This is a genomic window from Pseudonocardia aurantiaca (assembly GCF_039526725.1).
In the GTDB taxonomy this organism is placed as follows: Bacteria; Actinomycetota; Actinomycetes; order Mycobacteriales; family Pseudonocardiaceae; genus Pseudonocardia; species Pseudonocardia aurantiaca.
The window spans coordinates 67,444-92,612 of sequence record NZ_BAAAJG010000027.1; the positions used below are offsets into that span (position 1 = coordinate 67,444).

26 protein-coding genes and 1 pseudogene are annotated in these 25,169 nt (G+C 72.3%); 11 read left to right on the forward strand and 16 right to left on the reverse strand.

Features of this window, described 5'->3' with window-relative positions:
* Positions 1-169: 169 nt before the first annotated feature.
* Positions 170-1,600, forward strand: a complete 1,431-nt coding sequence (locus tag ABD143_RS33260) for an FAD-binding oxidoreductase (protein WP_343986060.1) — start codon at positions 170-172, stop codon at positions 1,598-1,600.
* Here the strand turns inward: ABD143_RS33260 and nuoH are convergent.
* The 3 genes from nuoH to ABD143_RS33275 all read right to left on the reverse strand — a co-directional run bounded on the left by nuoH (position 1,578) and on the right by ABD143_RS33275 (position 3,778).
* Complete coding sequence (nuoH, locus tag ABD143_RS33265; RefSeq protein WP_343986063.1) at positions 1,578-2,870, reverse strand: NADH-quinone oxidoreductase subunit NuoH; 1,293 nt, start codon at positions 2,868-2,870, stop codon at positions 1,578-1,580. The genes ABD143_RS33260 and nuoH overlap by 23 nt on opposite strands.
* Positions 2,867-2,998, reverse strand: a complete 132-nt coding sequence (locus ABD143_RS33270) for a hypothetical protein (RefSeq protein ID WP_343986066.1) — start codon at positions 2,996-2,998, stop codon at positions 2,867-2,869. Before ABD143_RS33270 ends, nuoH begins: the two co-directional genes overlap by 4 nt.
* A 63-nt stretch (positions 2,999-3,061) precedes the next feature.
* Positions 3,062-3,778: a class I SAM-dependent methyltransferase gene (locus tag ABD143_RS33275; protein WP_343986069.1), complete on the reverse strand. Its 717-nt coding sequence runs from the start codon at positions 3,776-3,778 to the stop codon at positions 3,062-3,064.
* Positions 3,779-4,143: 365 nt separating this feature from the next.
* On the opposite strand from ABD143_RS33275, the gene ABD143_RS33280 reads away from it, so the two are divergent.
* The 3 genes from ABD143_RS33280 (at position 4,144) to ABD143_RS33290 (ending at position 6,338) form a co-directional block, all read left to right on the forward strand.
* The gene (locus ABD143_RS33280; RefSeq protein WP_343986073.1) at positions 4,144-4,785 is read left to right on the forward strand and encodes a hypothetical protein; all 642 of its coding nucleotides are present in this window, start codon (positions 4,144-4,146) and stop codon (positions 4,783-4,785) included.
* 11 nt (positions 4,786-4,796) lie between these two features.
* A complete protein-coding gene (locus tag ABD143_RS33285; RefSeq protein WP_343986076.1) occupies positions 4,797-5,675 on the forward strand; it encodes a hypothetical protein in 879 nt (292 codons plus the stop codon).
* Between the two features lie 276 nt (positions 5,676-5,951).
* Positions 5,952-6,338 carry a hypothetical protein gene (locus ABD143_RS33290; protein WP_343986079.1) on the forward strand — a complete coding sequence of 129 codons (387 nt, stop codon included), beginning with the start codon at positions 5,952-5,954 and terminating at the stop codon, positions 6,336-6,338.
* A gap of 36 nt (positions 6,339-6,374) precedes the next feature.
* On the opposite strand, the gene ABD143_RS33295 is transcribed toward ABD143_RS33290, so the two are convergent.
* Complete coding sequence (locus ABD143_RS33295; RefSeq protein WP_343986082.1) at positions 6,375-7,211, reverse strand: class I SAM-dependent methyltransferase; 837 nt, start codon at positions 7,209-7,211, stop codon at positions 6,375-6,377.
* A gap of 305 nt (positions 7,212-7,516) precedes the next feature.
* Between ABD143_RS33295 and ABD143_RS33300 the strand changes: the two genes are divergently transcribed.
* Complete coding sequence (locus tag ABD143_RS33300; RefSeq protein WP_343986085.1) at positions 7,517-9,232, forward strand: choline dehydrogenase; 1,716 nt, start codon at positions 7,517-7,519, stop codon at positions 9,230-9,232.
* Between the two features lie 112 nt (positions 9,233-9,344).
* On the opposite strand, the gene ABD143_RS33305 is transcribed toward ABD143_RS33300, so the two are convergent.
* The 3 genes from ABD143_RS33305 to ABD143_RS33315 all read right to left on the reverse strand — a co-directional run bounded on the left by ABD143_RS33305 (position 9,345) and on the right by ABD143_RS33315 (position 14,114).
* Complete coding sequence (locus tag ABD143_RS33305) at positions 9,345-10,583, reverse strand: lipopolysaccharide biosynthesis protein (RefSeq protein ID WP_343986088.1); 1,239 nt, start codon at positions 10,581-10,583, stop codon at positions 9,345-9,347.
* 265 nt (positions 10,584-10,848) lie between these two features.
* Positions 10,849-12,180 (reverse strand): glycosyltransferase family 2 protein, encoded by a 1,332-nt coding sequence (locus tag ABD143_RS33310; RefSeq protein WP_343986090.1) that lies wholly within the window; start codon positions 12,178-12,180, stop codon positions 10,849-10,851.
* 272 nt (positions 12,181-12,452) lie between these two features.
* On the reverse strand, positions 12,453-14,114 hold the full coding sequence (locus tag ABD143_RS33315; RefSeq protein ID WP_343986092.1) for an LTA synthase family protein: 1,662 nt from the start codon (positions 14,112-14,114) through the stop codon (positions 12,453-12,455).
* Positions 14,115-14,285: 171 nt separating this feature from the next.
* Here ABD143_RS33315 and ABD143_RS33320 point away from each other — a divergent pair, with 171 nt between their 5' ends.
* The 4 genes from ABD143_RS33320 (at position 14,286) to ABD143_RS33335 (ending at position 17,318) form a co-directional block, all read left to right on the forward strand.
* Positions 14,286-15,131: a class I SAM-dependent methyltransferase gene (locus ABD143_RS33320; RefSeq protein WP_343986095.1), complete on the forward strand. Its 846-nt coding sequence runs from the start codon at positions 14,286-14,288 to the stop codon at positions 15,129-15,131.
* A gap of 140 nt (positions 15,132-15,271) precedes the next feature.
* The gene (locus ABD143_RS33325; RefSeq protein ID WP_343986098.1) at positions 15,272-15,658 is read left to right on the forward strand and encodes a VOC family protein; all 387 of its coding nucleotides are present in this window, start codon (positions 15,272-15,274) and stop codon (positions 15,656-15,658) included.
* A gap of 17 nt (positions 15,659-15,675) precedes the next feature.
* On the forward strand, positions 15,676-16,074 hold the full coding sequence (locus tag ABD143_RS33330) for a YciI family protein (RefSeq protein WP_343986101.1): 399 nt from the start codon (positions 15,676-15,678) through the stop codon (positions 16,072-16,074).
* The gene (locus ABD143_RS33335; RefSeq protein ID WP_343986104.1) at positions 16,071-17,318 is read left to right on the forward strand and encodes an RNA polymerase sigma factor; all 1,248 of its coding nucleotides are present in this window, start codon (positions 16,071-16,073) and stop codon (positions 17,316-17,318) included. The genes ABD143_RS33330 and ABD143_RS33335 overlap by 4 nt, the downstream gene beginning before the upstream one ends.
* Before the next feature lie 282 nt (positions 17,319-17,600).
* Here ABD143_RS33335 and ABD143_RS33340 read toward each other — a convergent pair.
* The 8 genes and pseudogenes from ABD143_RS33340 to ABD143_RS33375 form a co-directional block, all read right to left on the reverse strand.
* A pseudogene (locus ABD143_RS33340) lies at positions 17,601-18,205 on the reverse strand (XRE family transcriptional regulator).
* 33 nt (positions 18,206-18,238) lie between these two features.
* Positions 18,239-18,403, reverse strand: a complete 165-nt coding sequence (locus tag ABD143_RS33345; protein WP_343986107.1) for a hypothetical protein — start codon at positions 18,401-18,403, stop codon at positions 18,239-18,241.
* On the reverse strand, positions 18,400-18,882 hold the full coding sequence (locus ABD143_RS33350; RefSeq protein WP_343986110.1) for a hypothetical protein: 483 nt from the start codon (positions 18,880-18,882) through the stop codon (positions 18,400-18,402). Before ABD143_RS33350 ends, ABD143_RS33345 begins: the two co-directional genes overlap by 4 nt.
* Positions 18,883-18,955: 73 nt before the next feature.
* A complete protein-coding gene (locus ABD143_RS33355; RefSeq protein WP_343986112.1) occupies positions 18,956-19,402 on the reverse strand; it encodes a MarR family winged helix-turn-helix transcriptional regulator in 447 nt (148 codons plus the stop codon).
* 70 nt (positions 19,403-19,472) lie between these two features.
* A complete protein-coding gene (locus ABD143_RS33360; protein ID WP_343986114.1) occupies positions 19,473-20,501 on the reverse strand; it encodes a zinc-dependent alcohol dehydrogenase in 1,029 nt (342 codons plus the stop codon).
* Positions 20,502-20,626: 125 nt separating this feature from the next.
* Complete coding sequence (locus ABD143_RS33365; RefSeq protein WP_343986117.1) at positions 20,627-21,376, reverse strand: YqeB family protein; 750 nt, start codon at positions 21,374-21,376, stop codon at positions 20,627-20,629.
* A complete protein-coding gene (locus ABD143_RS33370; protein WP_343986119.1) occupies positions 21,373-22,527 on the reverse strand; it encodes a DUF418 domain-containing protein in 1,155 nt (384 codons plus the stop codon). The genes ABD143_RS33365 and ABD143_RS33370 overlap by 4 nt, the downstream gene beginning before the upstream one ends.
* Positions 22,524-22,754 (reverse strand): hypothetical protein, encoded by a 231-nt coding sequence (locus ABD143_RS33375; protein ID WP_343986121.1) that lies wholly within the window; start codon positions 22,752-22,754, stop codon positions 22,524-22,526. Before ABD143_RS33375 ends, ABD143_RS33370 begins: the two co-directional genes overlap by 4 nt.
* Positions 22,755-22,945: 191 nt before the next feature.
* On the opposite strand from ABD143_RS33375, the gene ABD143_RS33380 reads away from it, so the two are divergent.
* On the forward strand, positions 22,946-24,118 hold the full coding sequence (locus ABD143_RS33380; protein ID WP_343986123.1) for a sensor histidine kinase: 1,173 nt from the start codon (positions 22,946-22,948) through the stop codon (positions 24,116-24,118).
* A gap of 8 nt (positions 24,119-24,126) precedes the next feature.
* Positions 24,127-24,789 carry a response regulator gene (locus ABD143_RS33385; RefSeq protein WP_343987167.1) on the forward strand — a complete coding sequence of 221 codons (663 nt, stop codon included), beginning with the start codon at positions 24,127-24,129 and terminating at the stop codon, positions 24,787-24,789.
* 21 nt (positions 24,790-24,810) lie between these two features.
* On the opposite strand, the gene ABD143_RS33390 is transcribed toward ABD143_RS33385, so the two are convergent.
* Positions 24,811-25,152: a hypothetical protein gene (locus ABD143_RS33390; protein WP_343986126.1), complete on the reverse strand. Its 342-nt coding sequence runs from the start codon at positions 25,150-25,152 to the stop codon at positions 24,811-24,813.
* Positions 25,153-25,169: the final 17 nt, after the last annotated feature.

The following is a 25,169-nucleotide window of genomic DNA, read 5'->3' on the forward strand; positions in this document are numbered from 1 at the left end:
GATCCTCGGTCCGCGTCTCGGGCATGCCGCCGTACGGCCGATGTGGCGACCTGGAACCGGCAGTAGCGTGACGCGCCACGGTTCCGTGACGTCCAAAGTTCTCCGGGTGCAGCCCGGAGAACTGACACTCTGTGCCCACCCTCTGACAGTGGTGGGGAGGGGACCCACGATGACCGTCAACGTCGCGATGATCGACGGCTCGACGAGCCGCCTCGACGACGAGCTGCTGGAAGCGCTGCAGACGCAGTTCCGAGGATCTGTTGTCAGTCCCGCCGACCCCGGTTACGAGCCGGAGCCGCGGCCGAGCTGGAACGCGATGCACGCGGATCGCCCCGGTCTCGTCGCACGATGTTCCGGCACCGCCGACGTGGTGGACGCGGTGAACTTCGCGAGAGCCAACAACCTGCTCACGGCGGTGCGCGGCGGCGGCCACTCGGTGGCCGGCCTGTCGTCGATCAACGACGGCATGCTGATCGACCTCTCCGGGATGCGGGCGGTCCAGGTCGACCCGGAACGCCGGCTGGCGCACGTCCAGGGCGGGGCGGTGCTGGGCGACATGGACCGGGAGACACAGGCGTTCGGGCTCGCCGCGCCGAGTGGACGGGTGTCCGACACCGGCGTGGCCGGGCTGACCCTCGGTGGCGGCTTGGGCTGGCTGAACAACAAGTACGGCCTGGCATGCGACGACCTCGTCGAGGCGCAGGTCGTGGGCGCCGACGGCCAGGTGCGCACGGCGTCCGCCGACGTCAACCCCGATCTCTTCTGGGCCATCCGGGGCGGCGGCGGAAACTTCGGGATCGTCACCTCGTTCACGTTCGGCCTGCACCCGGTCGGGCCGATCGTGGCGTTCGTGGCGACCTTCTACCCGCTGGAGGACGCGGCGGATCTGCTGCGCGGCTGGCGTGACTACGCGCTGGCGGCTCCGGACGAGGTCACCGCGTTCGCCGGGATGATCACGTTCCCGGCGGCTCCCGGCATGCCGGAGGTGATCCACGACCGTCCCGTGATCATCCTCGCCGGGCTCCACTCGGGTGACGCAGAGGAGGGGATGGCCGCGATGCGGCCGCTGCGCGAGATGGGCACGTCACTGTTCGACATGTCCCAGCCCATGCCGTACACGATGGCGCAGAGCGGCCTCGACGGCCTCTTCCCCCGCAACGTTCTGCGTTCGTACTGGAAGTCGCAGTACATGGACGAGTTCAACGACGACGCGGTGTCAGCAGTCGCGCGGCTGGCGCAGGACCGGCCTGCCCCGATGACGATGGTCAACATGTTCCACATCGGCGGCGCCGTCCATGCGGTTGGCCCGGAGGAGACCGCGTTCGCCGAACGGTCCGCGCCCTTCATGGTGTCGGTCGACGGGAACTGGACCGACCCGGCGCAGGACGCGGACAACGTCGCCTGGGTGCGTTCGTCCTGGGACGGCCTGCGCAAGTACGGCAACGGCGGCGTCTACCTGAACTTCGGTGGTCGCTCCGACGAACCGATGCGCGAGGGCGTGGACACCGCGTTCGGGCGCAACCTGCGCCGTCTCGCGGAGATCAAGGCGAAGTACGACCCTAAGAACTTCTTCCAGATCAACAACAACATCGTCCCCTGAGTCGACCGGCCGCGTGGCGACGGGGCGTTCCCCCGCCGCCGTCGCCACGATCGCCGGCCCGCAGCTTGTACTTCGGTCGTGTGGGCACGGCGAGGTCCAGTGGTGGCACCGGGTAGTCCGAGGCCAGCTCGACCTGCTCGGTCGGGACCTTCCGGTCCGGCACCAGGAACGCCACCACCAACAACGCCGCCAGCGCGATCCCGATCCCGATCATCAACGACGCCGTGCTGCCCCCGCTCGACCGGAACGCCCGCACCGCGAAGATCGCCAGAATCCACACCAGACTGGCCGGGACCAGCACCTTCCAACCCAGCCGCATGAACTGGTCATACCGCATCCGGGGCAGCGTGCCGCGCAACCAGATGAACACGAACAAGAACAAGAACGTCTTGATCAGGAACGCCACGAACTGCAACCAGCCGTTGGCGTTGAGGAACGACAACGGCCACGGCCACTGCCCACCCCCCAGGAACAGCGTGGTCGCCATCGCCGAGACCGTGACCATGTTGACGTACTCGGCCAAGAAGAACAGCGCGAACTTCAACGACGAGTACTCCGTGTGGAACCCACCCACCAGCTCCGACTCCGCCTCCGGCAGGTCGAACGGCGCCCGGTTGGTCTCCCCCACCATCGCGATCACGAACACCACGAAACTGGGCAGCAACAACCCCACATACCAGCCACTGGCCTGCGCCGACACGATGTCCGCGGTCGACAGCGACCCGGAGTAAAGGATCACCCCCACGATCGAGAGCCCCAGCGCGATCTCATACGAGATCACCTGCGCCGCACTGCGCAGCGCCGCCAGCAGCGGATAGGGCGAGCCGGACGCCCAACCGCCCAACACGATCCCGTACACCCCGATCGAGGAACACGCCAGCACCACCAGCACCCCGACCGGCAGGTCCACCAACTGCAGCACCGTCGGCTCACCGAAGATCGACACCTCGCCGCCGAACGGGATCACCGAGAACGCCACGAACGCCGGAATCGTGGAGATCACCGGGGCGATGAAAAACACCTTCTTGTCGGCCATCACCGGCATGATGTCTTCCTTGAACGCCAGCTTCAGAGCGTCCGCGAGGCTCTGGAACCAGCCGCCGGGGCCGGTGCGGTTGGGGCCCGGACGCTGCTGCATCCGGCCCACCACCTTCCGCTCGGACACGATCATGAACATCGTGGCGAGCAGGGCGAGCACGAACAGCGCCAGGACCTTCAGGACCACGAGCCAGAGCGGATCGTCGGCGAGCAACTGCTGCACGTGCGTCACCGGGCGCTCCTCGTCGCGCCCTCGAAGATCGCGACGAACTCCCGGGTGCTCGCGTCGACGTCGAGCGCCGGGTCGGCCGCGATCAGCTCGGCCAGTCCGTCGAGGGCGTGCCGGAGGGTGAAGGCCATGAACCGCCGGTCGAAGTCGCGGAACTCGCCGCACGCCTGGCCGGTGCGGGGGGCGCCGCGCGGTCACTCACGCAGCGCGTCGGCCACGCGTACCCCCGCCGGAGCCGGCCGCAGCGGTCCGGTGAGGCGGTGGATCAGGACCTCTGGCTCACGGGTGGGGGTGGTCTCGACCGAGCGCCACTCCGCCCCTGCAGCCGCGAGGAAGTAGTCAGTCAGCGGGCGCCGCGGATCGGCGATCCACGCAGCGCCCTCGTCGCCGACCAGCCGGGGGAGCAGGTCGAGCAGCTCGTCGACGTTCCGCTGCCCGTACAGCACATCGGAGGCGAGTACGAGCCGCCACGGCGCCCGGGCGAGCAGCGGTCCGGGTTCCGACCATGAGCACACGGCCGTCTCGACGGCGGCGCCGTTCTGCTCGGCGTTCACGGCGGCGAACATGATTGCGTCAGCAGAACGGTCGGTGGCGAGCACCCGCGCCCCGGCGAGCCCGGCCGCGATGGCCGGGAGGCCGAGGCCGCACCCGAGTTCCAGCACCGCGGCGCCGTTCCAATCGTGTGCTGACACGGCGTAGGCGAGCTCGACGGCGCTCGGCCACACCTCCGCCCAGTAGGGCGGGTAGGCCTGGTCGGAGGCGACGTCCTCCTCGTACAGCAGCGCGGCGGGGTCGCGCGGGTGCACGAACCGGATGTGCCCGCGGTGCAGGTCGATCGAGTCGGCCACGAGGTCCAGCCGCGGATCGGTGCCCGTCGCCGGCTCCATGGGCGGCGGTGACCGATCCTCCATCGGCACAGTCTGCCGATACGTGGGCGGCGCAGGCCGGGGCGGGGCGCGCGGCGCCCTGGGGCGGATCCCCCGGTCGGCGCACGCGAGGCCAACCTCTGCTCCGCTACCGTTCCCCCGCTCAGGGGGGTCCGATGTGCCGTGCTGTTCCCGAGGCGCTCCGTGTCGTGGGCCTCGCTCTCGTCCTCGTAGTGGGGTTGGCGGGATGCGCCGGTCCGCCGCCGGGCGCCGCTCCCGGCTCGACCCCGACCCTGACCCTGACCCCGACCGCCGGTCCAGGACCGACGGACGACCTGAGCCCCACGCTTGACGGGGGACCCCGTCCTGAGGCCAGCTTCGGTCGGCCCAGCACCGAGCCGACAGTCGTCATGACGACCCGGCGCGACGACGGCGGCACGCTCACCGTCTCCGGCCCGACGCTCAACAACCGGTACCAGGAGGACTTCAACGACTTCTCGCGGATCCCCGACCACTGCGGGTTCCTGGCCAACGAGCCGGAGGACGGGCAGGCGGCGGCGCTCGACGTCCGCGTCGTCGACCTCCGGGTCGCACAGCAGACCCCGCAGGGGCAGCCGGCCTTCCGCTATTACGACCCCGAGCCTGGGGACGACGGCTGCCAGCCCGCGCTGGTCGGCACGGCCGTCGTCGTCCGGCCGTGCGGCGGGGCCGTCCTCCCGCCGGTCGCCGATGCGCCGGACGGTGGCGTCGGCTGCCCGGTCGGGATCGCGTTCAGTGGGAGCCAGGGCACCGACTACACGGCTCGGTTCGTGGTGACGCTGGAGGCGGACTGCGCCTCGCGGGAGCCCCACCCATGCGACGGCATCGAGGGCAGGGAACCGAGCGCGGCCGAGCCGGTGCGGGTGCGCTGGGCGTCGGCCACCGACCTGTACGCATGTCTCGGGCGCACCGGCGGCCCGGGGCACGCGGAGAGCCGCGGGCTCTGCACGCACGACGACATCACGACCGAGGAGACCACCGGGGAGACCACCGCCAGCGGGCCGACCTCGTGACCGGACCCGACGTGGGCGCCCAACCGAAGTCGTGGGGTGACCGGCTCAGGGGCGTCGCGGAGGTCGTCGCACCCCTCACGCTTCTCACCGCGCTTCTGTCCTACTTCGGCTACGTCACCAGCTACGCGCAGTTCGCCTACTTCGGCATCGACCTCACGACGCTCGGCATGTCCACGCAAGACCTCGTGCTGCGCAGCGTCGCCGCGCTCTACGTCCCGCTGCTCGTGCTGCTCGGGGCGGGGCTCGGCGCATACCTGCTGCACGGCGCGCTGCGCGACCTCGTGGCGGCCGGCGCGCGGCGCACGCTCCTCATCTGGGCAGGCCTGCTCACGACCGTCGCAGGCGTGCCGCTCCTCGCCCGCGCCATCTACGGCATCGTCGTGCCCGAAGTCGCCGAGCATGAGGTCACGGCGACCACCCCGCTCTGCCTCGGGCTCGGCGCGCTCTGGTGCGCGTACGGCGGGTACCTGGCGCTGGCGGCGCGGAGGGCCGGCCGGGTGCCGAGCCCGGCGGCCCGCCGCGGAGGCCGTGCGGTGGTCGTTGCGGCGTGCGGGGTCGTCGTGCTCAGCCTGTTCTGGACGACGAACTCGTTCGCCGGCGCCTACGGTCGCGGCCAGGGCGCTGCGGACAGCGCGCGGCTGACCGAGCGTCCGGAGGTCGTGCTGGACACGAAGGAACGCCTGTACCTGCGGTACCCCGGCGTCGAGGAGACCGCGCTCCCCGTCGCCGACGCGCAGGAGTTCCGGTTCCGCTACCGCGGTATGCGCCTGCTGATCGAGGCGAACGGGAAGCTGTTCCTCGTGCCCGAGCAGTGGCGCGAAGGCGGCGCCGTGCTCGTCGTGCCGCACGACGACAGCGCCCGGGCGCAGTTCCAGCCCGGCGTCCGCTGACGCCGATCGATTCGGCGAGTCCGCCCGAAATCGGCGGGAACGCGCGAAATGTTGCCCTCTGCGGGGCGTCCTCAGCGTCGTTTCAGCGACCACTGGATAACTTCTCCACGTGTTCCGACGCCCCGTTGCCGTGATCCCCGGCAGGTTCTCCTGGCCGCAAGTGCAGCGCGCGTCGATGCCCACGGGAATCCCGCACGACCAGTCCGCAGGCACGCCCGTCGACGTATTCGCCCCGGGCCCGGTGTGTGCCCCGCGAGCAATGGGCTCCGGCTCCCCGTGACCGAACACGCCGATGATTCCGCGCTACGCGCGCTCGACGAGTTGCGCCTCGAGGTCGATAACACGATCCGCGATCTCCACGGGGTCAAGGAACGACTCGAGCAGCTGACGAGTGCGCACGCGGCCGGAGCCCCGTGGTCCGAGATCGTCGCGAAGCAGGATCGGCCGCTCGTCGTGGAGATGATCACCTCCGTCCTCTCTCAGCTCGGGGAGACGGGGAGCCGGTTCCGGCGCGAGCAGGCACTCGCGCTGCGTCGGGAGGACCTGAGCATCACCCGCATCAGCGAACTTTTCGGCGTCAGCCGGCAACGGATCTCGACGATCCTGCGCGAACGCCCGCCGCCCGTCGCTGGTGCCGCCCTGGCCGACGGGGGCGCGCTGTGAGGGGAGCGTGCGCACCTCGCCCGGTCTGGGCGGCCGTTATGCGGAGGCCTGCGCGAACTCGAGGAGCGTGACCGAGAAGCGCAGGTTGCGCAGCACCGGTAGGCGCAGCGCAGCAGAGACAACGCGCTCGGGCGGTGACGGCCTGCCAACGGGCTGCTCGAGCCTGGTCGAGGAAGCGATCCCGGGGAAGCGCTCGGGCAGCTTCGCCGCGTCGTGGACGGAAAGCGCGAAGGGCAGCCCGGCCTGAAAGTTGCCCGGACGCCCGGCCTCGCGCCGCGTCTTCTTGCTGAACCACGGCGGGATGTGGTCGAAGATCATGTGCCCGCCCGGGAAGCGGCGCGAGCAGGCGTCGATGAGTCCGAGCGCCTCCTGGGGCTCGAAGTGCATCAGTAGGCCCTGCGAGCTGACGAGCACGTGACCGCTGGTGTCCACCTCGTCCATCCAGGACAGATCGAGAGCGGAGCGGGCGAGGTTGCGCAGGCGGGGATGGGCCGGCAGGTGTTTCTCGCGGAGGGCGATGACCCCGGGCAGGTCCACCGAGAGCCAGCGCACCCGGCCGTCGTCGATCCGCCACAGGCCCGTGTCGAACCCGTCGCCCAAGGACACGACCGTGCCGCCCGGGTGCTCGCCGATGATCCGCCGCATCGCCTGGTCGAAGCAGAGCGCGCGGAGCGCGTGCGACTGCTGGGGCTCGCCATACACCTCCCTCGCGGGGTAGGCGAGCGACCTGAAGAGCTCGATCGCCGTCTTGTCGCTGAGAACGCCGTCCGCACGGCCGGCTTCCGCGGCCCTGTTGTACAACGTCCACAGTGGCGCCGGCTCGACTCCGTCGAGATGCGGCGCGTGGAACTGCTGCAGGTGGGTGCTCTCCATGGGGTTCCTCCTGTCGTGCCTCAGGGTGGACCCGATCGCCGGAGACAGGCTGACGCATGCTTGCCTCGTGGCGGGTGGGGGCTGCTGCCCGAGGGGCGCGCCGCGGCATCTTTTCACCCGGCTGGGTGACCGTTGTGGGGGGGCCTGTCAGGATGCACACCGAGTGACGTTGTTACCTTCCCCGCTGCAACAGCTATTGCGGGGGGACGAACCGTGGTTCGTCAGCAGTCGACCCATGGGCTGCCAGGCCGCCGGCGCGGTCAGTGGCCCATGCCGTGTAAGGGAGCGACCCTTTGGAGGACGTTGTGGTGACTGGCCTGTTCGACCACGTCATCGTGGGCGGTGGTTCGGCCGGCTCCGTCCTGGCCAACAGACTGACCGCCGACCCGACGCGCCGCGTGCTGGTGCTGGAGAGCGGGCGTCCGGACTTCTCCTGGGACGTCTTGACGCGGATGCCGGCCGGTGTCGCGTTCGTCCTCGGTCGTAAGCAGTACGACTGGTGCTATCGCACCGAGCCGGAGCCGGGCCTGCGGGGCCGGCGGGTGGACCTGCCGTCGGGCCGGCTGCTGGGTGGCTCGAGCAACATCAACGGGATGATCTACCAGCGGGGCAACCCGATGGACTACGAGCGCTGGGCTGCGCAACCGGGCATGGAGCACTGGACCTACGCGGACGTGCTGCCCTACTTCAAGCGGATGGAGGACTCCCGCAGCGCCGGCCCGTTCCGGGCTCGCGGCGGGCCGATCACCATCAGCCGCGGACGGGGCGACAACCCGCTGTTCAAGGCATTCCTGCAGGCCGCCGTACAGGCGGGGCACGCCGCCACGGACGACGTCAACGGGTTCCGCCAGGAGGGCTTCGCCCCGCTGGACCACAACATCCGCTCGTCCCGCCGCTGGTCGGCGACCCGGGCGTACCTGGACCCGGCGCGCGAGCGGCCCAACCTCGAGGTCCGCACCGGCACCCACACCACCCGGATCATGTTCGACGGCAAGCGGGCGGTCGGCGTCGAGTACGTCGACGGGCGCGGCCAGGTTCACCACGCGATGGGCGGTGAGGTGATCGTCTCCGCCGGCACGTTCCGGACTCCACAGGTGCTGCAGCTGTCCGGCGTCGGCGACCCCGACCTGCTGCGGTCGGCCGGGATCCCCGTTGTGCACGAGCTGCCCGGGGTGGGTGCGAACCTCCACGACCACACGGCGATCCAGATTCAGCACTCCTGCACGAAGCCGGTGTCGCTGGGTCCGACCGCGCATTTGAAGAATGCGCCGTGGATCGGTGCCCAATGGCTGTTCCTGCGAAGCGGCCCGGGGGCGTCCAACCAGTTCGAGGTGGGCGGATTCGCCCGCAGCAACGAAGAGCTGGAATTCCCGAACCTGATGTACCAGTTCCTGCCCCTGGCGTCGAAGAGTTACCCGAACTCGCCGACGACCGCGCATGGGTACCAGGTCCATGTGGGCCCGATGCGCACGGATTCGCGCGGTTCCGTGCGCATCACGTCGCCGGATTGGCGGCAGGCTCCGGCGATCCGGATGAACTACCTCTCCACGGAGCGGGACCGAAAGGAGTGGATCGAGGCGATCCGGGTGACGCGGGACATCATGGCGCAGCCGGCGTTCGCGCCGTACGACGGCGGGGAGGCTGCTCCGGGTCCTGAGGTGCGCACGGACGAGCAGATCTGGGACTGGGTGGTGACCAACGTGAAGTCCGCGATGCACTACGTGGGTACCTGCCGGATGGGGGTCGGGGAAGGCGCGGTGGTCGATCCCGACTCGATGCGTGTGCACGGGCTCGAAGGGCTCCGGGTGGTGGACGGGTCGGTGATCCCTGAGGTCACGAACGCGAACACCTACGCCCCGGTGATGATGGTCGCGGAGAGGGCGGCGGACATGATCCTCGGCCGCCCGCAGCTCCCGGCCGAGAACATCGCGTTCTACCGGAGCCGGCCCGAGGCCCCGGCCCGGTTGGCTCCTGTGACCGAGCCGGCGTCGATGAACTCGAGCACGGCCGGCGCGCAGTAGGCGGAAGTCGACCGGACCCTCGCACCGCCCGTACCACCGCTACACGCGGGGTGCGGGCGGTGCGCTTTGTCGCTCGTCGACCGGCCGAGGGGTCGAGGGGTCGCGCCAGGCTTCAGTTGGCGGCGCGGCGGCGGGAGCGCAGTCGCGCGAGCAGGATGGCGGCGGCCGCCAGGGTCTGGGCGCCCAGCCACGCGACGCCCGCCCCGGTCACCCCGAGGCTCGGCATCAGGATCGCCGTGCCCACCATGACCGCCACCGCGAGCGTCGCCGGGATCGCGATCTGCAGCGCGCCGCGGCGCTGCACCCGCGCCGCCCACACCGCCGCCTGCGTGATGACGTTCGGGATCGCCGAGAGCGCCAGCAACGCCAGCAGCAACGACCCCGTGGCCGCGTACTCGCTCCCGAACAACGACAACAACAGATACGACCCCGGCGCGATCACCACGACGGCCGGGACCACCAGCGTGAACGACTTCACCACCATGCTGCGCATCGCCGCGCCCAGCCCACTGGGGTCGGCCGACAGGTGCGCCACCAGCGACTGCCCCATCCCGTTGATCACGAGATAGAGCGCGAACGCGATCTGCCACGCGATCCCGTAGGTGGCCGCCGCTTCCGGCCCGGCCAACGCCAGCACCACCAGCGGCAGCCCGAACACCACGACCTGCCAGCACACGTTGCCCGCATAGTCGTACCGGACGAAACCCGCCACATCCCGCAACGACACCGCCGACCCCGCCACCGACCCGGTCGGGGCGCCGGTCGGGGTGGGCGGATGGGCCGGGGGCATCGCCCGCGCCAGCCACAACACCCCACCTACGACGCACAGCACGGTGCCCACGACCCAGGACACCGCGATGCCGCTCTCCGTGCCCATCCCGACCGCGGCCCCGAGCAGGACGATCTTCAACACCGAGAACACCAGGTTCTTCATCGGCACCGCGGTCGCCCGCTTGATCGCGGTCATGATCGAGTCCTGCAGCACGAACAACGTCCACACCGGCGTGCTCACCACGAAGAACACCAGCAGCGCCGGAAACCCGACCGCCGCCAGCAGATCCGGCGCCCACCACCCGGCGCCCAACGCGAACACCAGCCCGATCATCACCGCGGCCAGCGAGGCGATCAGGTTGCACCGCAGGATCAACGCGCGCGCCCCCGAACCGGCCATCGGCACGAACCGCAACATCGCGTTACCCAGGTTCAGATGCGCGGCCGTGCCCAGCAACGTCATCGCCGACACCGCAGCCGAGTTCAACCCGACCGTCGCATGGTCGAACAACCGCGCCGCCACCACCCAATACAACAGCCCGACCCCCGAGGTCAGGCCCGAGCTGATGACCAGCGCCATCCCGTCCCGATGCTGTGGCGCACGCCACCCGCTTAGCAGGCCGGTGCGGCCGCGTGCCGGGGGGACCTGCTGGACCGGGACAGTCGGTGCGTCGAGCGGGACGGGGACCGTCGGCGAGTCGAACGGGTGGATGGCACTCATCCCTTCGGGGCCGCTGAGCGCACGGACCGGAGCCACCGGGACCGCGGCCCGCTCGTTGCGGGGAAGCGGGGTGAATCAGCCGGATGATATCCGGCGGCTCCCGGGGCCCGCGCCCGGCGGCTCGTCAGGTCCCCAGCCGTGCCGACGGCCGGTCCGCCGGTCCACGGTCGGTCTCGGCGGTGCCCGCGCCCCGCCGGCCGGCGAGGTAGGCGCGGGCTCCGGCCGCGAGGGCCAGCGCCTTCCCCGCGCCGGACGCGCAGGGCCCATCGGCGACGGCCTCGCGGGTGCGGATGCGCGCGAGCTGCCGCGCCGCCGCGGGGAGCCTGCGCAGCGCCGCCGCGCGAGCCGTCGGGTCCAGCATGATCTTGGTGAGGAAGCCGCCGAGGCCGAGGCTGTAGCCGTGCATCTGGTTCTCCAGCTCGGCCATCGTCGGCCGGTGGTGGTGCCAGGCGTACGCGGAGGGCTCGTAGGCGAGCGTGTGGCCGGCGAGGACGAGACGGACCATGAAGTCGCAGTCCTCACCGCCGCGGGCCCGCGTACCGGGGCCGAGCGCGATGTCGAAGCCGCCGATCTCCATTGCCGCTTCGGTCCGCACCGCAGTGTTCGCGCCGACGCCGAACAGGCCGGGGGAGAAGGGGAAGATCGCCGACTCGGGCGGGGGCTCAGCGAGGGAGAACCGGCGCCGGGCGAAGTCCTTGCGCCAGCCGAGCGCCTCGTCGGCGGCGATCTGCGCCGGGGTGGCCAGCTCCGCGGCCAGCACCGGCCCCGACACGCAGGCCACACCCGGCTTCGACAGCGCCGCTGCCATGCGGCCGGCCCACGACGGGTCCACCTCCACGTCGTCGTCGACGAAGGCGACGAACTCGGCGCCGCGGGCGGCCGCCTCGGCGAGCCCTCGGTTGCGTGCTGCGGACGTGCCGCGGCGGGCCTCGCTTACGTACGAGAGGCGCTCGTCGCCCATGCTGCGCACGACCTGGGTGGTGCGGTCGTCGTCGGGGTCGTTGTCGACGACGATGACGGTCAGCCGGATGTGCGCGGAGCGCAGGAGGCTGCGCAGGCAGCGGCCGAGGCTGTCGGCCCGCCCGCGGGTCGGCACGACCACCGTGATCGGCGTGGTCACCGCCGGCAGCGGAGCCGCAGCTCGGGCGATCTCGGCACCAAGCTCGGCCATGACGGTGGCGCGAGCGGTGTGGGCGGTGGCGCGGCCGCCGGTCAGCGGCACGACGGCCTGGCCGACGGCCACGCCGTTCACGGTGACGAGCAGCCGGGCGGCGGTGAACTCCGGGCTGACGGTGATGTCCCGGAAGCCCGCGGTGCTGTTGTCGTGGACCTCGACCCGGCCGACCAGAATCGGAGGACGCGCGTCCGCCGCTCGCTGCTCCGGTCGTCCCGCGCCTGCATCTGTGTTTGCGGGGGGAGGGAGGGCGGCGGGCCGGATGAGCGCTGGTCCGTTCATGGCCCCCACTCTGCTGTCAACCCGCTGTGACCACACTGAGTACCTGAGCTGACGCTGAGTGAGACCGCGACGACCTGGGGTTTCGGGGGCACACACCCGCGTTGTGCCCCGGCCGCCCGGGCCGGCTACGCCATGAACTCGGCGGCGAACCGGCGGATCAGCCCGACGTCCGGCGGGTCCTCGAAGCCGAGCCGATCCGATGCCGAACGTGGACTGCGGTTTCGGGCACGCGCCGCCTACCGGCGGCGAGGCGCGGTGACGCCCCCGCTCCCTCAGTGCTGCGCCGGCGTGGACGTGGGCTGCGATCCGTAGGCGGTGAGGAACCGGTCGCGGAAGGAGTCCATCGGCCACACCGGCGCCTGCGGGCTCGGACGCAGCCCGTCCTGCCAGCCCCACCCGGCGATGCGGTCGAGCACCGCCCGGTCGCGGGTGACGATCGTGATCGGCACGTCCCGGCTCGCGGCCGCGCCGGTGACCACGGGCGCCGGCTGGTGGTCGCCGAGGAACACGAACACGAGGTTGTCGTCGCCGTACTTCTCCAGGTAGGAGATGACGCTGCTCAGCGAGTACTCGATGGACTGGCCGTACTCGGAACGCACCAGCGTCGGGTCGCGGGTCCAGATGGCGCTCGGCGGGGCGCCCTCGCCGGACATGGAGGCGAAGATGGAGCCGTCGCCGAGCTCGTCCCAGCCGACGAGCTGCGGGGTGGGCGACCACGGGGCGTGGCTCGACACCAGCGGGATCTCGGCCATCACCGGCGCGCGGTTCGGCGTCGAGCGCTCCAAACGCTGGAACGCGTCCAGGGTGTACTGGTCCGGCGTCGTGGCCCAGCTGAAGCTCGGGCCATGGTAGCCGAGGCCGAAGGCGTCGTGTACGCGGTCGTACCCGAAGAAGCCGGCCTCGGGCCAGGCCCGGGTGGTGCCGGGCATGACGGCGACGGTCGACCAGTTCGCGCTGTGGAAGGCGCTGCTGAGGGTCAGGCGGTCGCCGGAGACGAGGTTGCGGTGGCGCTGCTCGTTGTCGATCGACAGGCCCGAGAAGAACGTGGCGTGCGCGAGCCAGCTGCCACCGCCCGCCACCGGCGAGGTGAGGAAGGCGCTGCGAGAAGAGAACCCGGCCGCCTGGAGCCGACGATTGCCGTCGTCGAGCACCGCGCCGACCCCCGGCGCGAGCGCGGGATCCTCCAGGGCCACGCGCCCGTAGCTCTCGACGAACGTGAACACGACGTCCTTGCCGCGCAGCGCGGTCAGCAGCTGGTCGGGCGGCGTGTCGCGGAAGGCGTCGACGGATGCCTCCGCCGCGAACGCCTGCTGGTCGTGCAGGCCCACCCCCACCAGCTGCGCACGGTTGTAGAGGATCCCGGCTGCGCTCCGCGAGGCGACCGGCACGCCGGGCACGATCTGCGCGCCGAGCACGGCGCAGGCGAGCCACACGACGGTGCCCGCGGCGACCGCGCGGCTCGCGGCGTCCTGGCGCCGGACGGCGAGGCGGGTCAGGCGCAGGGTCGCCAGCATGATGAGGACGAGGATCGCGACGACGAGCAGCACGGCCCCGATCGCCGCGCCGATCGCCGCCGTCGTGCCCGAGGACTCCGCGACGAAGTTGTAGGCGTCGTCGAGCAGGACCCAGTCGAGCACCGGGTCGAAGGGCCGCGCGAGCACCGAGAGGAAGCCCATGTCGAGGACCTTCACCACGGTCAGCAGCCCGAGCGCCACGCCGCCGAGCACCGCCGCCACCGTGCGGGCCCGCGCCGGCAGCGCGAGCAGGAACGCGATCCCGACCAGCGCCTCCAGGGGAAGGCGGACGAACGCGGCAGGGGTGAGGCCGTTGATGTCGTTCGGGGCGACCAGCGCGATGAACACGAGCAGCCCCGCCAATACGGTGGCCGTCACCGCCGCGATGGTTCGCCAGCGTCCACGGTCGCCGTCGGTCATCGGTGAACTCCTTCGGTGGGGTGCACGTCCGGCACCGACACCGGCAAAACGACGCGCGGGCCCGAGCGGTTCAATGGAGCCCGCCCGAGGCGGCCGGGGACCCGCGACGGCTGAGGCCCCCCGGCCCCAGCAGTCGCCGGCAGACGCAGCGAAACTGGAGGTACCGAAGCAGTGAGCGTGCACGTCGACCCGTCCAACGCCGATGCCGCCAAGGGCTGGGACGGGCCCACCGGCGACTTCTGGACCGACAACGCCGACATGTTCGACGCCGGAGTGGCCCGCTACCTGCAGCCGTTCCTCGACACCGCCGCGATCGAGCCGCGCGCGCACGTGCTCGACGTCGGGTGCGGAGCCGGCCAGACCACCCGCGAGGCCGCCCGGCTCGCCACCGCGGGCAGCGCCACCGGCGTCGATCTGTCGGCGCGCCTACTCGACCTGGCGCGTCGCCGCGCCGATCAGGCGGGCCTGTCGAACGTCCGGTTCGTGCAGGCCGACGCGCAGGTCGCCGACCTGGGCACGGACCGCTACGACCGGGTGATCAGCCGCACCGGCGCGATGTTCTTCGGAGACCCGGTCGCGGCGTTCGCCAACCTCGCGAAGGCGCTGAAGCCCGACGGGCGGCTGGTGCTGCTGGTCTGGCAGCCCTTCACGGAGAACGAGTGGCTCGGCGCGTTCCTCGGCGCGGTCGCCGCGGGGCGAGACCTCCCGCCCCCACCGCCCGACCGCCCCGGCCCGTTCTCGATGGGCGACCCCGACCGGGTGCGAACCGTGCTGACGGCGGCCGGCTTCGGCGAACCGCGCCTCGCCGGGCTGCGGGAACCGATGTTCTACGGACCCGACATCTCGACGGCCGAGCGGATGGTCCTCGGCATCGTCGGCGGAAGGCTCGACGACCTCGACGCTGCGGCCCGCGCGAGCGCGGAGGCCGCCTTGCGGGCGACGCTGGAGGAGCACCTCGGCTCCGACGGCGTGACGTACCGCTCGGCAATGTGGCTGGTCACGGCCGCCCTGGGCTGACGGTCGGGATCTGCGCGCCCGCCTCCATCGCCCCGTCGATCATCCGGCCTTGTGGTCGACGCGGCGCAATGTAGAGACCGCGCCGCGAGCTCCGTCCTCTGCTGCGAGGCGCCACCCGGGTGCCGCAGAGGGGACCGAGCATGGGACAGCCCGTCGTGCACTTCGAGATCGTCGGCACCGACCCGGCGAAGCTTCGCGACTACTACGGTGAGCTCTTCGGATGGCAGTACCAGGTGGGCCACGCCTCCGCCGAGGCGGTCTCCCGGCCGGGGCAGTACGGCTTCGTGGACGCCGGCGCGTCCGGCAGCGGCATCAACGGGGGCGTGGCGGGCGGCGCCGGCTTCGACCCCCGCGTCCTGTTCTACGTCGGCGTGCCCGACGTCGGGGCCGCGCTCCGGCAGGCCGAGAGCCTCGGCGGGACCCGCGTGATGGGTCCCGAGCCTGCGAACGCCGCGCCGGGTGACCTCGTGGTCGGGCACTTCACCGACCCGGAGGGCAACCTGATCGGCGTGGCCGGCACCGCCTGAACTGGAGGGATGAGCGAATGAAGTACCTGCTGCTGATCTACAGCAACAGCCCGGAGCGGTGGGAGCACCCGATCTTCCTGCGCACCCCGGAGTTCCAGGCGATGCCGGAGGACGAGCGGGCGGAGCTGGTCGAGCGGGCCGAGGCGCTGCACCGGGAGATCGTCGAGTCGGGCGAGTTCGTCGTCGGGACGGCGCTCGCCGACCCGGCGCTGACAAGGACCGCGCGGCCGCGTGACGGCGTTCCGGCGATCACGGACGGGCCCTACGTCGAGGCGAAGGAGCAGCTGGCCGGGTACTTTGTGATCGACTGCGACAGCCCGGAACGGGCGGCGGAGATCGCGGCGGGGTTCCCCGACGCACGGCTCGGCGCGGTGGAGATCCGGCCGGTCATGGATGTGTCCGGCCAGGAGATGTGAACCCCGGCCCCGAGATCGAAGACCTGCTGCGCCGGGTGGCGCCGCAGGTCCTCGCCGCGCTCGTGCGCCAGCGTGGGGACTTCGAGGCCGCCGAGGATGCCGTGCAGGAGGCGCTGCTCGCCGCCGCGACGCTGTGGCCGGAGCACGGGGTGCCCGACCGCCCGGAGGGCTGGCTGATCACGGTGGCCTCCCGGCGGATGACCGACCGGTTCCGCAGCGACCATGCGAGCAGGCAGCGGGAGGAGCGGCTCGCCGCCCGGACACCGCCGGACGAGCTCGCCGCGCCCGCCGCCGACGCCGCCGCGGTGCGCCCGGACGACACCCTCACCCTGCTGCTCCTCTGCTGCCACCCGAGCCTCACCCCGCCGTCGCAGATCGCGCTGACGCTGCGCGCCGTCGGCGGGCTGACCACGGCGGAGATCGCCAGGTCGTTCCTCGTGCCCGAGGCGACCATGGCCCAGCGGATCAGCCGCGCCAAGCAGCGCATCAGGATGGCGGGCGCCCGGTTCCACCTGCCCCCGGAGGACGAGCGCGCCGATCGGCTCCGGTCCGTGCTGCACGTGCTCTACCTCGTCTTCAACGAGGGCTACACCGCGACCTCCGGCCCGGACCTGCACCGCAGCGACCTCACGCGCGAGGCCATCCGGCTCACCCGCATCGTCCGGGCGCTGCTGCCCGACGACGGCGAGGTCGCCGGGCTCCTTGCGCTGATGCTGCTCACCGACGCGCGCCGCCCGGCCCGCACCCGTCCCGACGGCAGCCTGGTCCCGCTGGCCGAGCAGGACCGCAGCCTGTGGCGCAGGGAGCCAGTCGAGGAGGGCATCGAGCTGCTCACCCGCTCCCTGGCCACCTCGCCGCTCGGCCCCTACCAGGTGCAGGCGGCCATCGCCGCCGTGCACGCCGAGGCCGACCGGGCCGATGACACCGACTGGGCGCAGATCGTCGGGCTCTACCGGCTGCTCGAGGACCTGGACCCCAGTCCCGTCGTCACGCTCAACCACGCCGTCGCGGTCGCGATGGTGCACGGGCCACGGGCCGGGCTCGCCGTCATCGAGCCGCTCGACGGCGACGACCGCATGAGCGGCCACCACCGGCTCCATGCCGTGCGGGCACATCTGCTGGAGATGGCGGGTGACCACGAGGGCGCCCGGTCCGGCTACCTGCGCGCCGCGCGGCTCACCACCAGCATCCCGGAGCGGCGGTACCTGCAGGGCCGCGCGGCCCGGCTCGACGACCACCGGTAGCCCGGCGGGCGAGTCTCGAGCTGCTGCTGCCGATCGCTCTCGCCCACCAGGTGCCGCTGGACGATCTGATCGGCGCCCTGCGCGTTGCGGACCCCCGGGTACAGACCGATCCGCGCCGGGTCGCCGGCCGCACCGTGCCGCTGACCCGCCAGCCCGGACCGCTGCAGGCCTTCAAGATCACGATCCCGGCGACGAAGATCCGGCCGGAGCCGCGCACAAATGGCGGCTACGGCGGGTGCTCGGCGACCGCCGCCACGGCCTCGCGACCCTCAGTCCTGGCGACTAGGGCGTGTCCGCCGGAGACGCCCTAGCTCCCGAGTGGACCCGGAGGTGGGCGCGTTCGCCCTGCGTGCCGAACAGGATGAGCAGCTCGACGGGGCCAGGCCCGGCGCTGCCCATCCAGTGCGGCACGTGGGTGTCGAACTCGGCGGCCTCCCCGGGCTTCATGACGAACTCGCGGTCGCCGAGCAGGAGCCGCAGCCGGCCGTCGAGGACGTAGAGCCACTCGTAGCCCTCGTGCGTCTGCGGCTCGGGATCGCTGTCCTTGGCGCGGGGTGGGATGACCATCTTGTAGGCCTGCATGCCCCCCGCCCGCCTGCTCAGCGGGATGAAGGTCGTGTCGCAGCGGTAGACGGGGCGGATGTGGACGCGGGGTCGCCGGTCTGCGGCGCGCCGACGAGCTCGTCGAGCGGCACGCCGTGGGCCCGCGCCAGCGGCAGCAGCAGTTCGAGGTTGGGCCTGCGCCCACCGCTCTCCAGGCGCGACAGCGTGCTCTCGGAGATGCCGGTGGTCGCTGCGAGGTCGGCGAGCGTCAGGCCACGGCGCCTGCGCAGCGCCCGCAGCCGCGGGCCGACCGCATTCAGCACACCTTCCAGCGCGTCATCCACGAGTCCGAGCTTGCCGGAACGGCAGGAAAGATTTCAACGTCCGCCGATGCTCGACCTCGCCCGCTGGGCGCCGGCCAGCACCCGCTCGCTGGAGAGCCGGTCCGGGATCCGCACCACCGACTCGTACAGGAGGCCGAAGAACAGGTGCGCCTGCCCGGTCTGGGCGATCGTCAGGAGGGCACGGGTGCTCCGGCTCACGAGTACGCGCCGGGACGGACGATCATGAGCACCACGACGACCGCCCACAGCAGGTTGTAGATCCCGGCGAGCATGGCCAGGGAGCGCAGCCGCTTGCCGTCGTCCGGCTCGGCGAGGGCGTCGCGCTGCCCGGGGTAGATGAGGAAGGCGAGCAGCGCGCCGGCGATCGCGGTGAGCACCATCGCGATGTTGATCCACACCTCGCCCATCCGGCCCTGGACGACCGCGAGCGCGATGCCGACCACGGGGACGACCACGCCGAAGATCCCGTAGACCCGCGTGATGCGGTGCAGCGCGACCGCAACGGCGCGGCTGCGCTCGCCCTCGGCGTCCGGTGCCGGGGTGGCGGCGTCGGCGGGGCCGACCGCGACCGCGACGGCCACCGGGGCGTAGCGGGGGAACAGGCTCGCCGCGACGGCCGAGCCGCCCACGAAGACGATGCCGGCGAGCACGTGCACCGACAGCAAGAGACCTTCCACGGGCCCTCCCGTTGACCAACCTTCAGCTTGACTGAAGCATAGCGAATGCTTCAGGCCGCCTGAAAGCGGCCTGTCACGGACGGGTGCCGTCTCCGAACGCCGCGCTCACGGCCTCTCCGACCTGCCGCTGCACCGGGTCCGCGTCCGGGCCGAAGAGCAGCGCGTCCACCGTGGCGACCGCGCCCATCGCCTTCTGCAATAGCCCCTGGCCCTGCGCGGTCAGCTCGATCGCGGAGGCCGACCCGGCCCGCGCCGTCGTGTCCCGCACGAGCCCGGTGGCCGCCAGGGCCTTCACCCCCGCGTGGACGCTTTGGACGGTCACGCCCGACATCCGCGCCAGGTCGCTGAACGACGCACCCGGCACCCCGGCGATGTGCCCCAGCAGGCCGAGCCTGCTGACCGTCAGGCCGAGGGGTGCGAGGGCGGCGCCCAGTTCGGACTCGACGCGGTGGGCCAGGGTGAGCAGCACGATCGACGGGCTGGCCGCCGGTGGGTCCGGTCGACCGGTCTCGGTGGTCACGTGCGCAGTTTCCCTCACGGCAGGCCCCGGCAGCCGCCTGTCGACCTGCGGCAGCGGCGCGACCGTCACCTCAGACGTCGGTCGGTTGGTTCGGCAGCACGAGAACCTTGCGGACGCCGGGCTCGCGGCTCGCGGCGAGGGCGTACGCCGCGGCCGCGTCGGCGAGCCCGAAGCGGTGGCTGACCAGCACGGACGGCCGGACCTGGCCATTGGCCACGAGCGCGACCACCTCGGGCCAGACCCCGGGGCTCCCGAGGCTGCCCTGGACGGTCAGGTCGCGCACGACCACCCGGTCGAGGTCGACCGGCGTGGCGGGAGCCCCGGTGAGCCCCATGAGCACCACCGAGCCGCCGTCGAGGCACGTCTCCAGCGCCGCCGCGATCCCGCCCGCCGCGCCGGACGCCTCGACGACCCGCGGCACCCGCTCGTCGAGCGCAGCGGAGACGTGGAGCCCGAGCTCTGCGGCGAACCGGCGGCGGTCGGGATCGACCTCCACCAGCCGGACGTCGGCGATGCCGAGTGCCTGGGCGGTCAGTGCGGCGAGCATCCCGATCGTGCCTGCGCCGACGACGGCCAGCGGCTCCCCGGGCTGCACGCCCGCCCGGGCGACGCCGCGGTAGGCGACGGAGAGCGGTTCGACGAGGGCGGCGTCGGCCGCGTCGATGCCGTCGGGCAGCAGGTGCGCCGACGCGGCCGGGAACACCAGGGTGCTGGCCATCGCACCGGGCCTGCCCGCGATGCCGGTCTCGGTGCGGTTCGGGCACACGTGGTAGCGCCCGGAGGTGCACTGTGCGCAGCTGCCGCACCCGATGGGAACCTCGCCGACCACCCGGTCGCCGACGGCGAACCCGGTGACCTCGGCCCCGGTGGCGGCGACCAGCCCGGTCCACTCGTGACCCGGCACGATCGGGTAGCCGGCCAGCCCACTGGCCAGATAGGTCATCGACCCGCCGAGCAGTTCGAGGTCGGTGCCGCAGATGCCGACGGCATCCGGGCGGATGACGAGGTCGTGCGGTCCCGGGGCCGGAGCGGGCGCCGCCCGGACCTCCAGGGCTCCCGGCCCGGTGAGGACGGCGTGTCGATCGGCGGTGATGAGCACAGCCGGATCCTGACACGTCCGGGGAGACCGGTAGCCGGGCTCAGTCGCCGAAGTCCTGCACCCAGTCGCCGCCCTCGGCCGCGCTCGGGTAGCCGGCCGCGATGGGGCCCTGAGTGAGGTCATCGCTACAGCTTGTTCTGGATCCGGCCCGGTTGCGTGGCCCCACCGGCGGAGCGGACGCCCGGAAGGCGCGACAGCCGCCAGAACTGCCGAGTCTTGTCATCGCGCACCACGACGCCGAGCCGGGCCAGCTCCTCGCGAAGCTCCCGCACGTCGTCGGCCGCGTCCTTGTCGTCCAGCGCCTCCCGGCGGGCCTGCAGCAGCGCGTTCGCCTCCGGCGGCAGGGCCGTGGTGCCCGGCACCCAGCGCCGGAACTCGCCCGCGTACGGGTCACCGTCCAGCCAGTGGTAGCCGTGCCGGCCGAAAGCCTCGGCGAGGCGCTGTTCCCGCAGGTCGCAGGGCTCCCGGGCGAGCTCCTCGGCGTACCGGCCGAGCACGACGAGCTGCTTGCCCTCGCAGAACGCACCCTGGACGGCCGCGCCCTCCAGCACCTGTGACGAGCCGATGCGGGTCAGCACCACCTTCTCCAGGGAAACGGTGACGGTGAGGCTCTCGTGCAGCCCGACGAACGTCACCACCAGCCCGCCGAGCGCGCCGACCGCGAGCGCACCGATCGTCACCCACGGCTCCGGCAGCGCCGCCGCGATCCGGACGGGCGCAGGCACCGGCATGCCTGGCACCGTCACCAGCCAGTTCGCCACGAGCCGCAGCAGCCAGGAGGTGCCTGCCACCGCCCCGGCCCCGGCCAGCACGAACCCGGCGCCCATGAGCGCGGCCGCCCACATCGGCTCCCGCACGACCTGCTCCCGAGTCATCGGAGCGCCTCCCGAGGGCCGTAGGTGAGCCGCCGCAGCAGCGTCTCGGCGGGTCCGCGGCGCCCGGCCCGCCCGAGGGCGTCGGCCACAACCACCGTCACAACCCAGGTGCCGATGCCGATGGCCGCCGCTGCCGCCACCCCCAGCCGGCCGGTGAGGTCGAGCATGTACGGCTCGATCGTCACGAACCACACCACCGACTGCGCGAGATAGCAGGTCAGCGAGCGCTGCCCGCACGCGGCGAGCGCCGTGACGAGAGGGCCGCGCCGCTCGCGCAGCCGCACCACCACGAGCGCGACGATCGCCGCGTACCCGAGCCCGCCCGCGTAGCCGGTAAGGGTGTGCAGGAACCCGACGGCGAGCCCGGCGTCCGGCGACCCCGGCGTCCACACGCCGACCGCCTGCAGGGTCAGCGGAAGCGCGCCGGCGACGGTGACGGCCACCCCGCCCACCGCGACGCAGCGCAGCAGCGGCAGGTGGCGGGCGGGTTCTTCCAGGATGCGCCGCCGGGCCGCCCAGATGCCGATCAGCACCGGTGTCGCCGTCAGCACCACGCCCGTCGGGGCGAGGATAGCGAGGACGGCCGCGCGGAAGGCCGCGCCGCTCAGCGGGTCGGCAGGCAGCTCATCGACCGGAGCGGCCCCGATCTGGACCTGCATCCAGCCGAACAGCAGCGCGCCCGCGATGGCGAACAGCCCTGCGACGACCCACAACCTGCGATCCGACCAGCGCAAGGCGCCGACGAACAGCAGCGCGAGGAAGCCGTAAGCCGCGAGGATGTCGCCTGCGTACAGCAGCACGGCGTGCGCGAGCCCGAAGACGACGAGCCACATGGCCCGGCGCCGGAGCAGCCTGCGGGTGTCCGCCCAGTCGACTCCGTTCTCCGCGCGGCGGCGCGCGAGCTGCACCAGCCCGTATCCGAACAGCAGTGCGAACATCGGACGCGCCCGGCTGTCGACGAACAGCGTGAGCACCGCCTGCACGGCCGTGTCGAGCGGCGTGCTTGCCACCACGGCGCCCAGTGCGTAACCGGCGCCGTGCAGGTCCCGGGAGTGGGCGAGGGCGATCAGCAGCAGCATCACGCCCCGGGCGAGGTCGGGAGCGAGCACCCGCTCCGAGATCGGCGCCGCGAAAGCTCGGGTCGAGGTCACGGCGCGGGCACCCGCTCGGCGACGACGATCACCACAACGCCGATCACGGCCACCATCAGGTTCGCGTACAGCTCGTAGCCCGACAGGACCTCGACGCTGGGGAAGACGTAGCGGTTGAAGGCGTTGAGGAACGGGCCGAGGATCGGCTGGAGGAACAGGTGGTCGATGGTTCCGCTGATGCCCATGAGCACGAGCACGAGCCCCACGGTCTGAACCGGTCTGCGCATGCGGCGAACGCTAGGAACCGGCCCCCGGCCTGCGGATCGATCATCGGGGTCGGGAGCCCCGACCGAAGCACCCGATGTCGCGGCCGTGGCCGACGGAAGTAGCGAGCCGCCCGACTTCGGTACCGATCCCCGTTCGATACGGACCGGATACGTCCGTCCCGCCCTACGCTCCGGCTGGGATGAGCGGATCGATGACGAAAACGGTGCCCCGGCGCGGGCTGCGCCAGTGGCTTGTGGACACCGGCATGTTCCTGTTCGCGGCCATCTTCGGGCTGATGCTGGCGGCCGACCGCCTCGACTCGCCACCGCTGACGGTGCCGATGTGGCTGTTCGGCCTCGACCAGATCCTCGGTGTCCTCGCGTGTGTCGCGCTGTTCTGGCGCCGTCGTCGTCCGGTGGAGCTGGCCATTGCGCTGATCGTGCTGTCGACCTTCGCCGAGCTAGTTGCCGGTGCGCTGCTGGTGGCGTTGTTCACGGTGGCGGTGCACCGCCCGCTGCGCACCGTGATGGCCGTGTTCGTGCTGGGCGTGCTCAGCACGGTGGTCTACGCGCAGCTGCGCCCCGAGCCCGACGTGCCTGCCCTCGTGCTGCTCCTGCTGGGACTCGCCCTGTACGCCGCGGCCATCGGCTGGGGGCTGGTGGTGCAGAACCGCAGGCAGCTCGTGGCCTCGCTGGAGGACCGGGCTGCGCGGGCCGAGACCGAGGCCCGGCTCCGCGCCGAGCAGGCCCAGCACGCGGCGCGGGACGCGCTCGCGCGGGAGATCCACGACGTGCTGGGGCACCGGCTGTCGCTGCTGAGCGTCCACGCGGGCGCGTTGCAGTACAACCCCGACGCATCCGCGCAGGACGTCGCGCGGGCGGCCGAGGTGATCCGGGAGAGCGCCCATCAGGCGCTGCAGGACCTGCGTGAGGTGATCGGCGTGCTCCGCGCCCCGGTGGGTGAGCTGCCCCAGCCGACCCTCGCAGGCGTCGGGGAGCTGGTGGCCGAGTCCCGGCGGGCCGGGATGGACGTCGACCTGGTGGAGGAGGTCGGTGGCACCGCGCCGGAGACCGCAGGGCGCACCGCGTACCGGGTGGTGCAGGAGGGGCTGACCAACGCCCGCAAGCACGCCCCCGGCGCCGCGGTGGCGGTATGCGTGTCCGGGGCGCCCGGGCGCGGGCTCGCCGCCGAGGTCACGAACACGGCCCCGCCGGCGCCGCCCGCGCCCGTGGAGCCCGGACTTGGGGAGCCCGGACTTGGGGAGCCCGGACAGGGCCTGCTCGGTCTGGCCGAGCGGGCCGCGCTGACCGGCGGCCGCCTGGAGCACGGACCGACCACCGAGGGCGGCTGGCGGCTCGCGGCCTGGTTACCGTGGCCCCCGTGACCCCGGACATGATCGACGTGCTCGTCGTCGACGACGACCCGGTCGTGCGGTTCGGGCTGGTGATGATGCTCCGCGGCGCCCCTGACATCCGAGTGGTGGCCGAGGCGGGCAACGGCACGGAGGTCCTGCCGCTGGTGGATCGGCACGCCCCCGACGTCGTGCTGATGGACATCCGCATGCCCGTGATGGACGGGCTCGCCGCCACCGAGGCGCTGCGGGCCCGGCCGCGGTCGCCGCAGGTCATCGTGCTGACCACGTTCGACGCCGACAGTCACGTGCTGCGCGCGCTGCGCGCCGGGGCCGCCGGTTTCCTGCTCAAGGACACCCCGCCCGACGAGATCGTCACGGCGGTGCGCCAGGTCGCCTGCGGCCGTCCCGTGCTCTCCCCGGACGTGACGCGCCGGCTCATCGCGCGGGTCGCGGAGTCCGACAAGGACCGGCGCCGCGACGCCGCCAGGGCCCGGCTCGCGCTCCTCGGGGAGCGCGAGCGCGAGATCGCGGTGGAGGTCGGTCGCGGCAGCGCCAACGCCGAGATCGCGGCCGCCCTGTACGTCAGCGTGCCGACGGTGAAGACCCACGTCTCCGCGATCCTCACGAAGCTCGGCCTGAACAACCGGGTGCAGATCGCGCTGCTCGCGCACGACGCGGGTCTGCTGGACGACCCCGGCTGACGCCCGGGTCGTCCGACGGAGTCACTCGGCGTTCGGGAGCTGCACCGGGGTCCACGTCCGAGGCAGCGGCTCCGGCCCGTCGTAGAGACGGCACGAGCAGGGGTCCAGCGTGTGTACTCCGTTGCGCTTTGCCGCGTCGACGCCGTGACAGCGCTTCTCGTCCTCGTGCGTGCCATAGCCGTGCCCGCACGAACAGATCAACTCGGACGTCGGGCCCTGCCGCCGGGCGGTCTGGTTGCGTCCGGAGATACGTCCGGCGACCCAGCCGATCCAGCCGGAGACCGCGACCAGACCGGCGCCGACCAGCATCGACGTTGCGTTGGGGTCGAAGACCGCGAGGGTGCTCGCGTGTGTCGACATCATCTCGGTGGCGCTCCCAT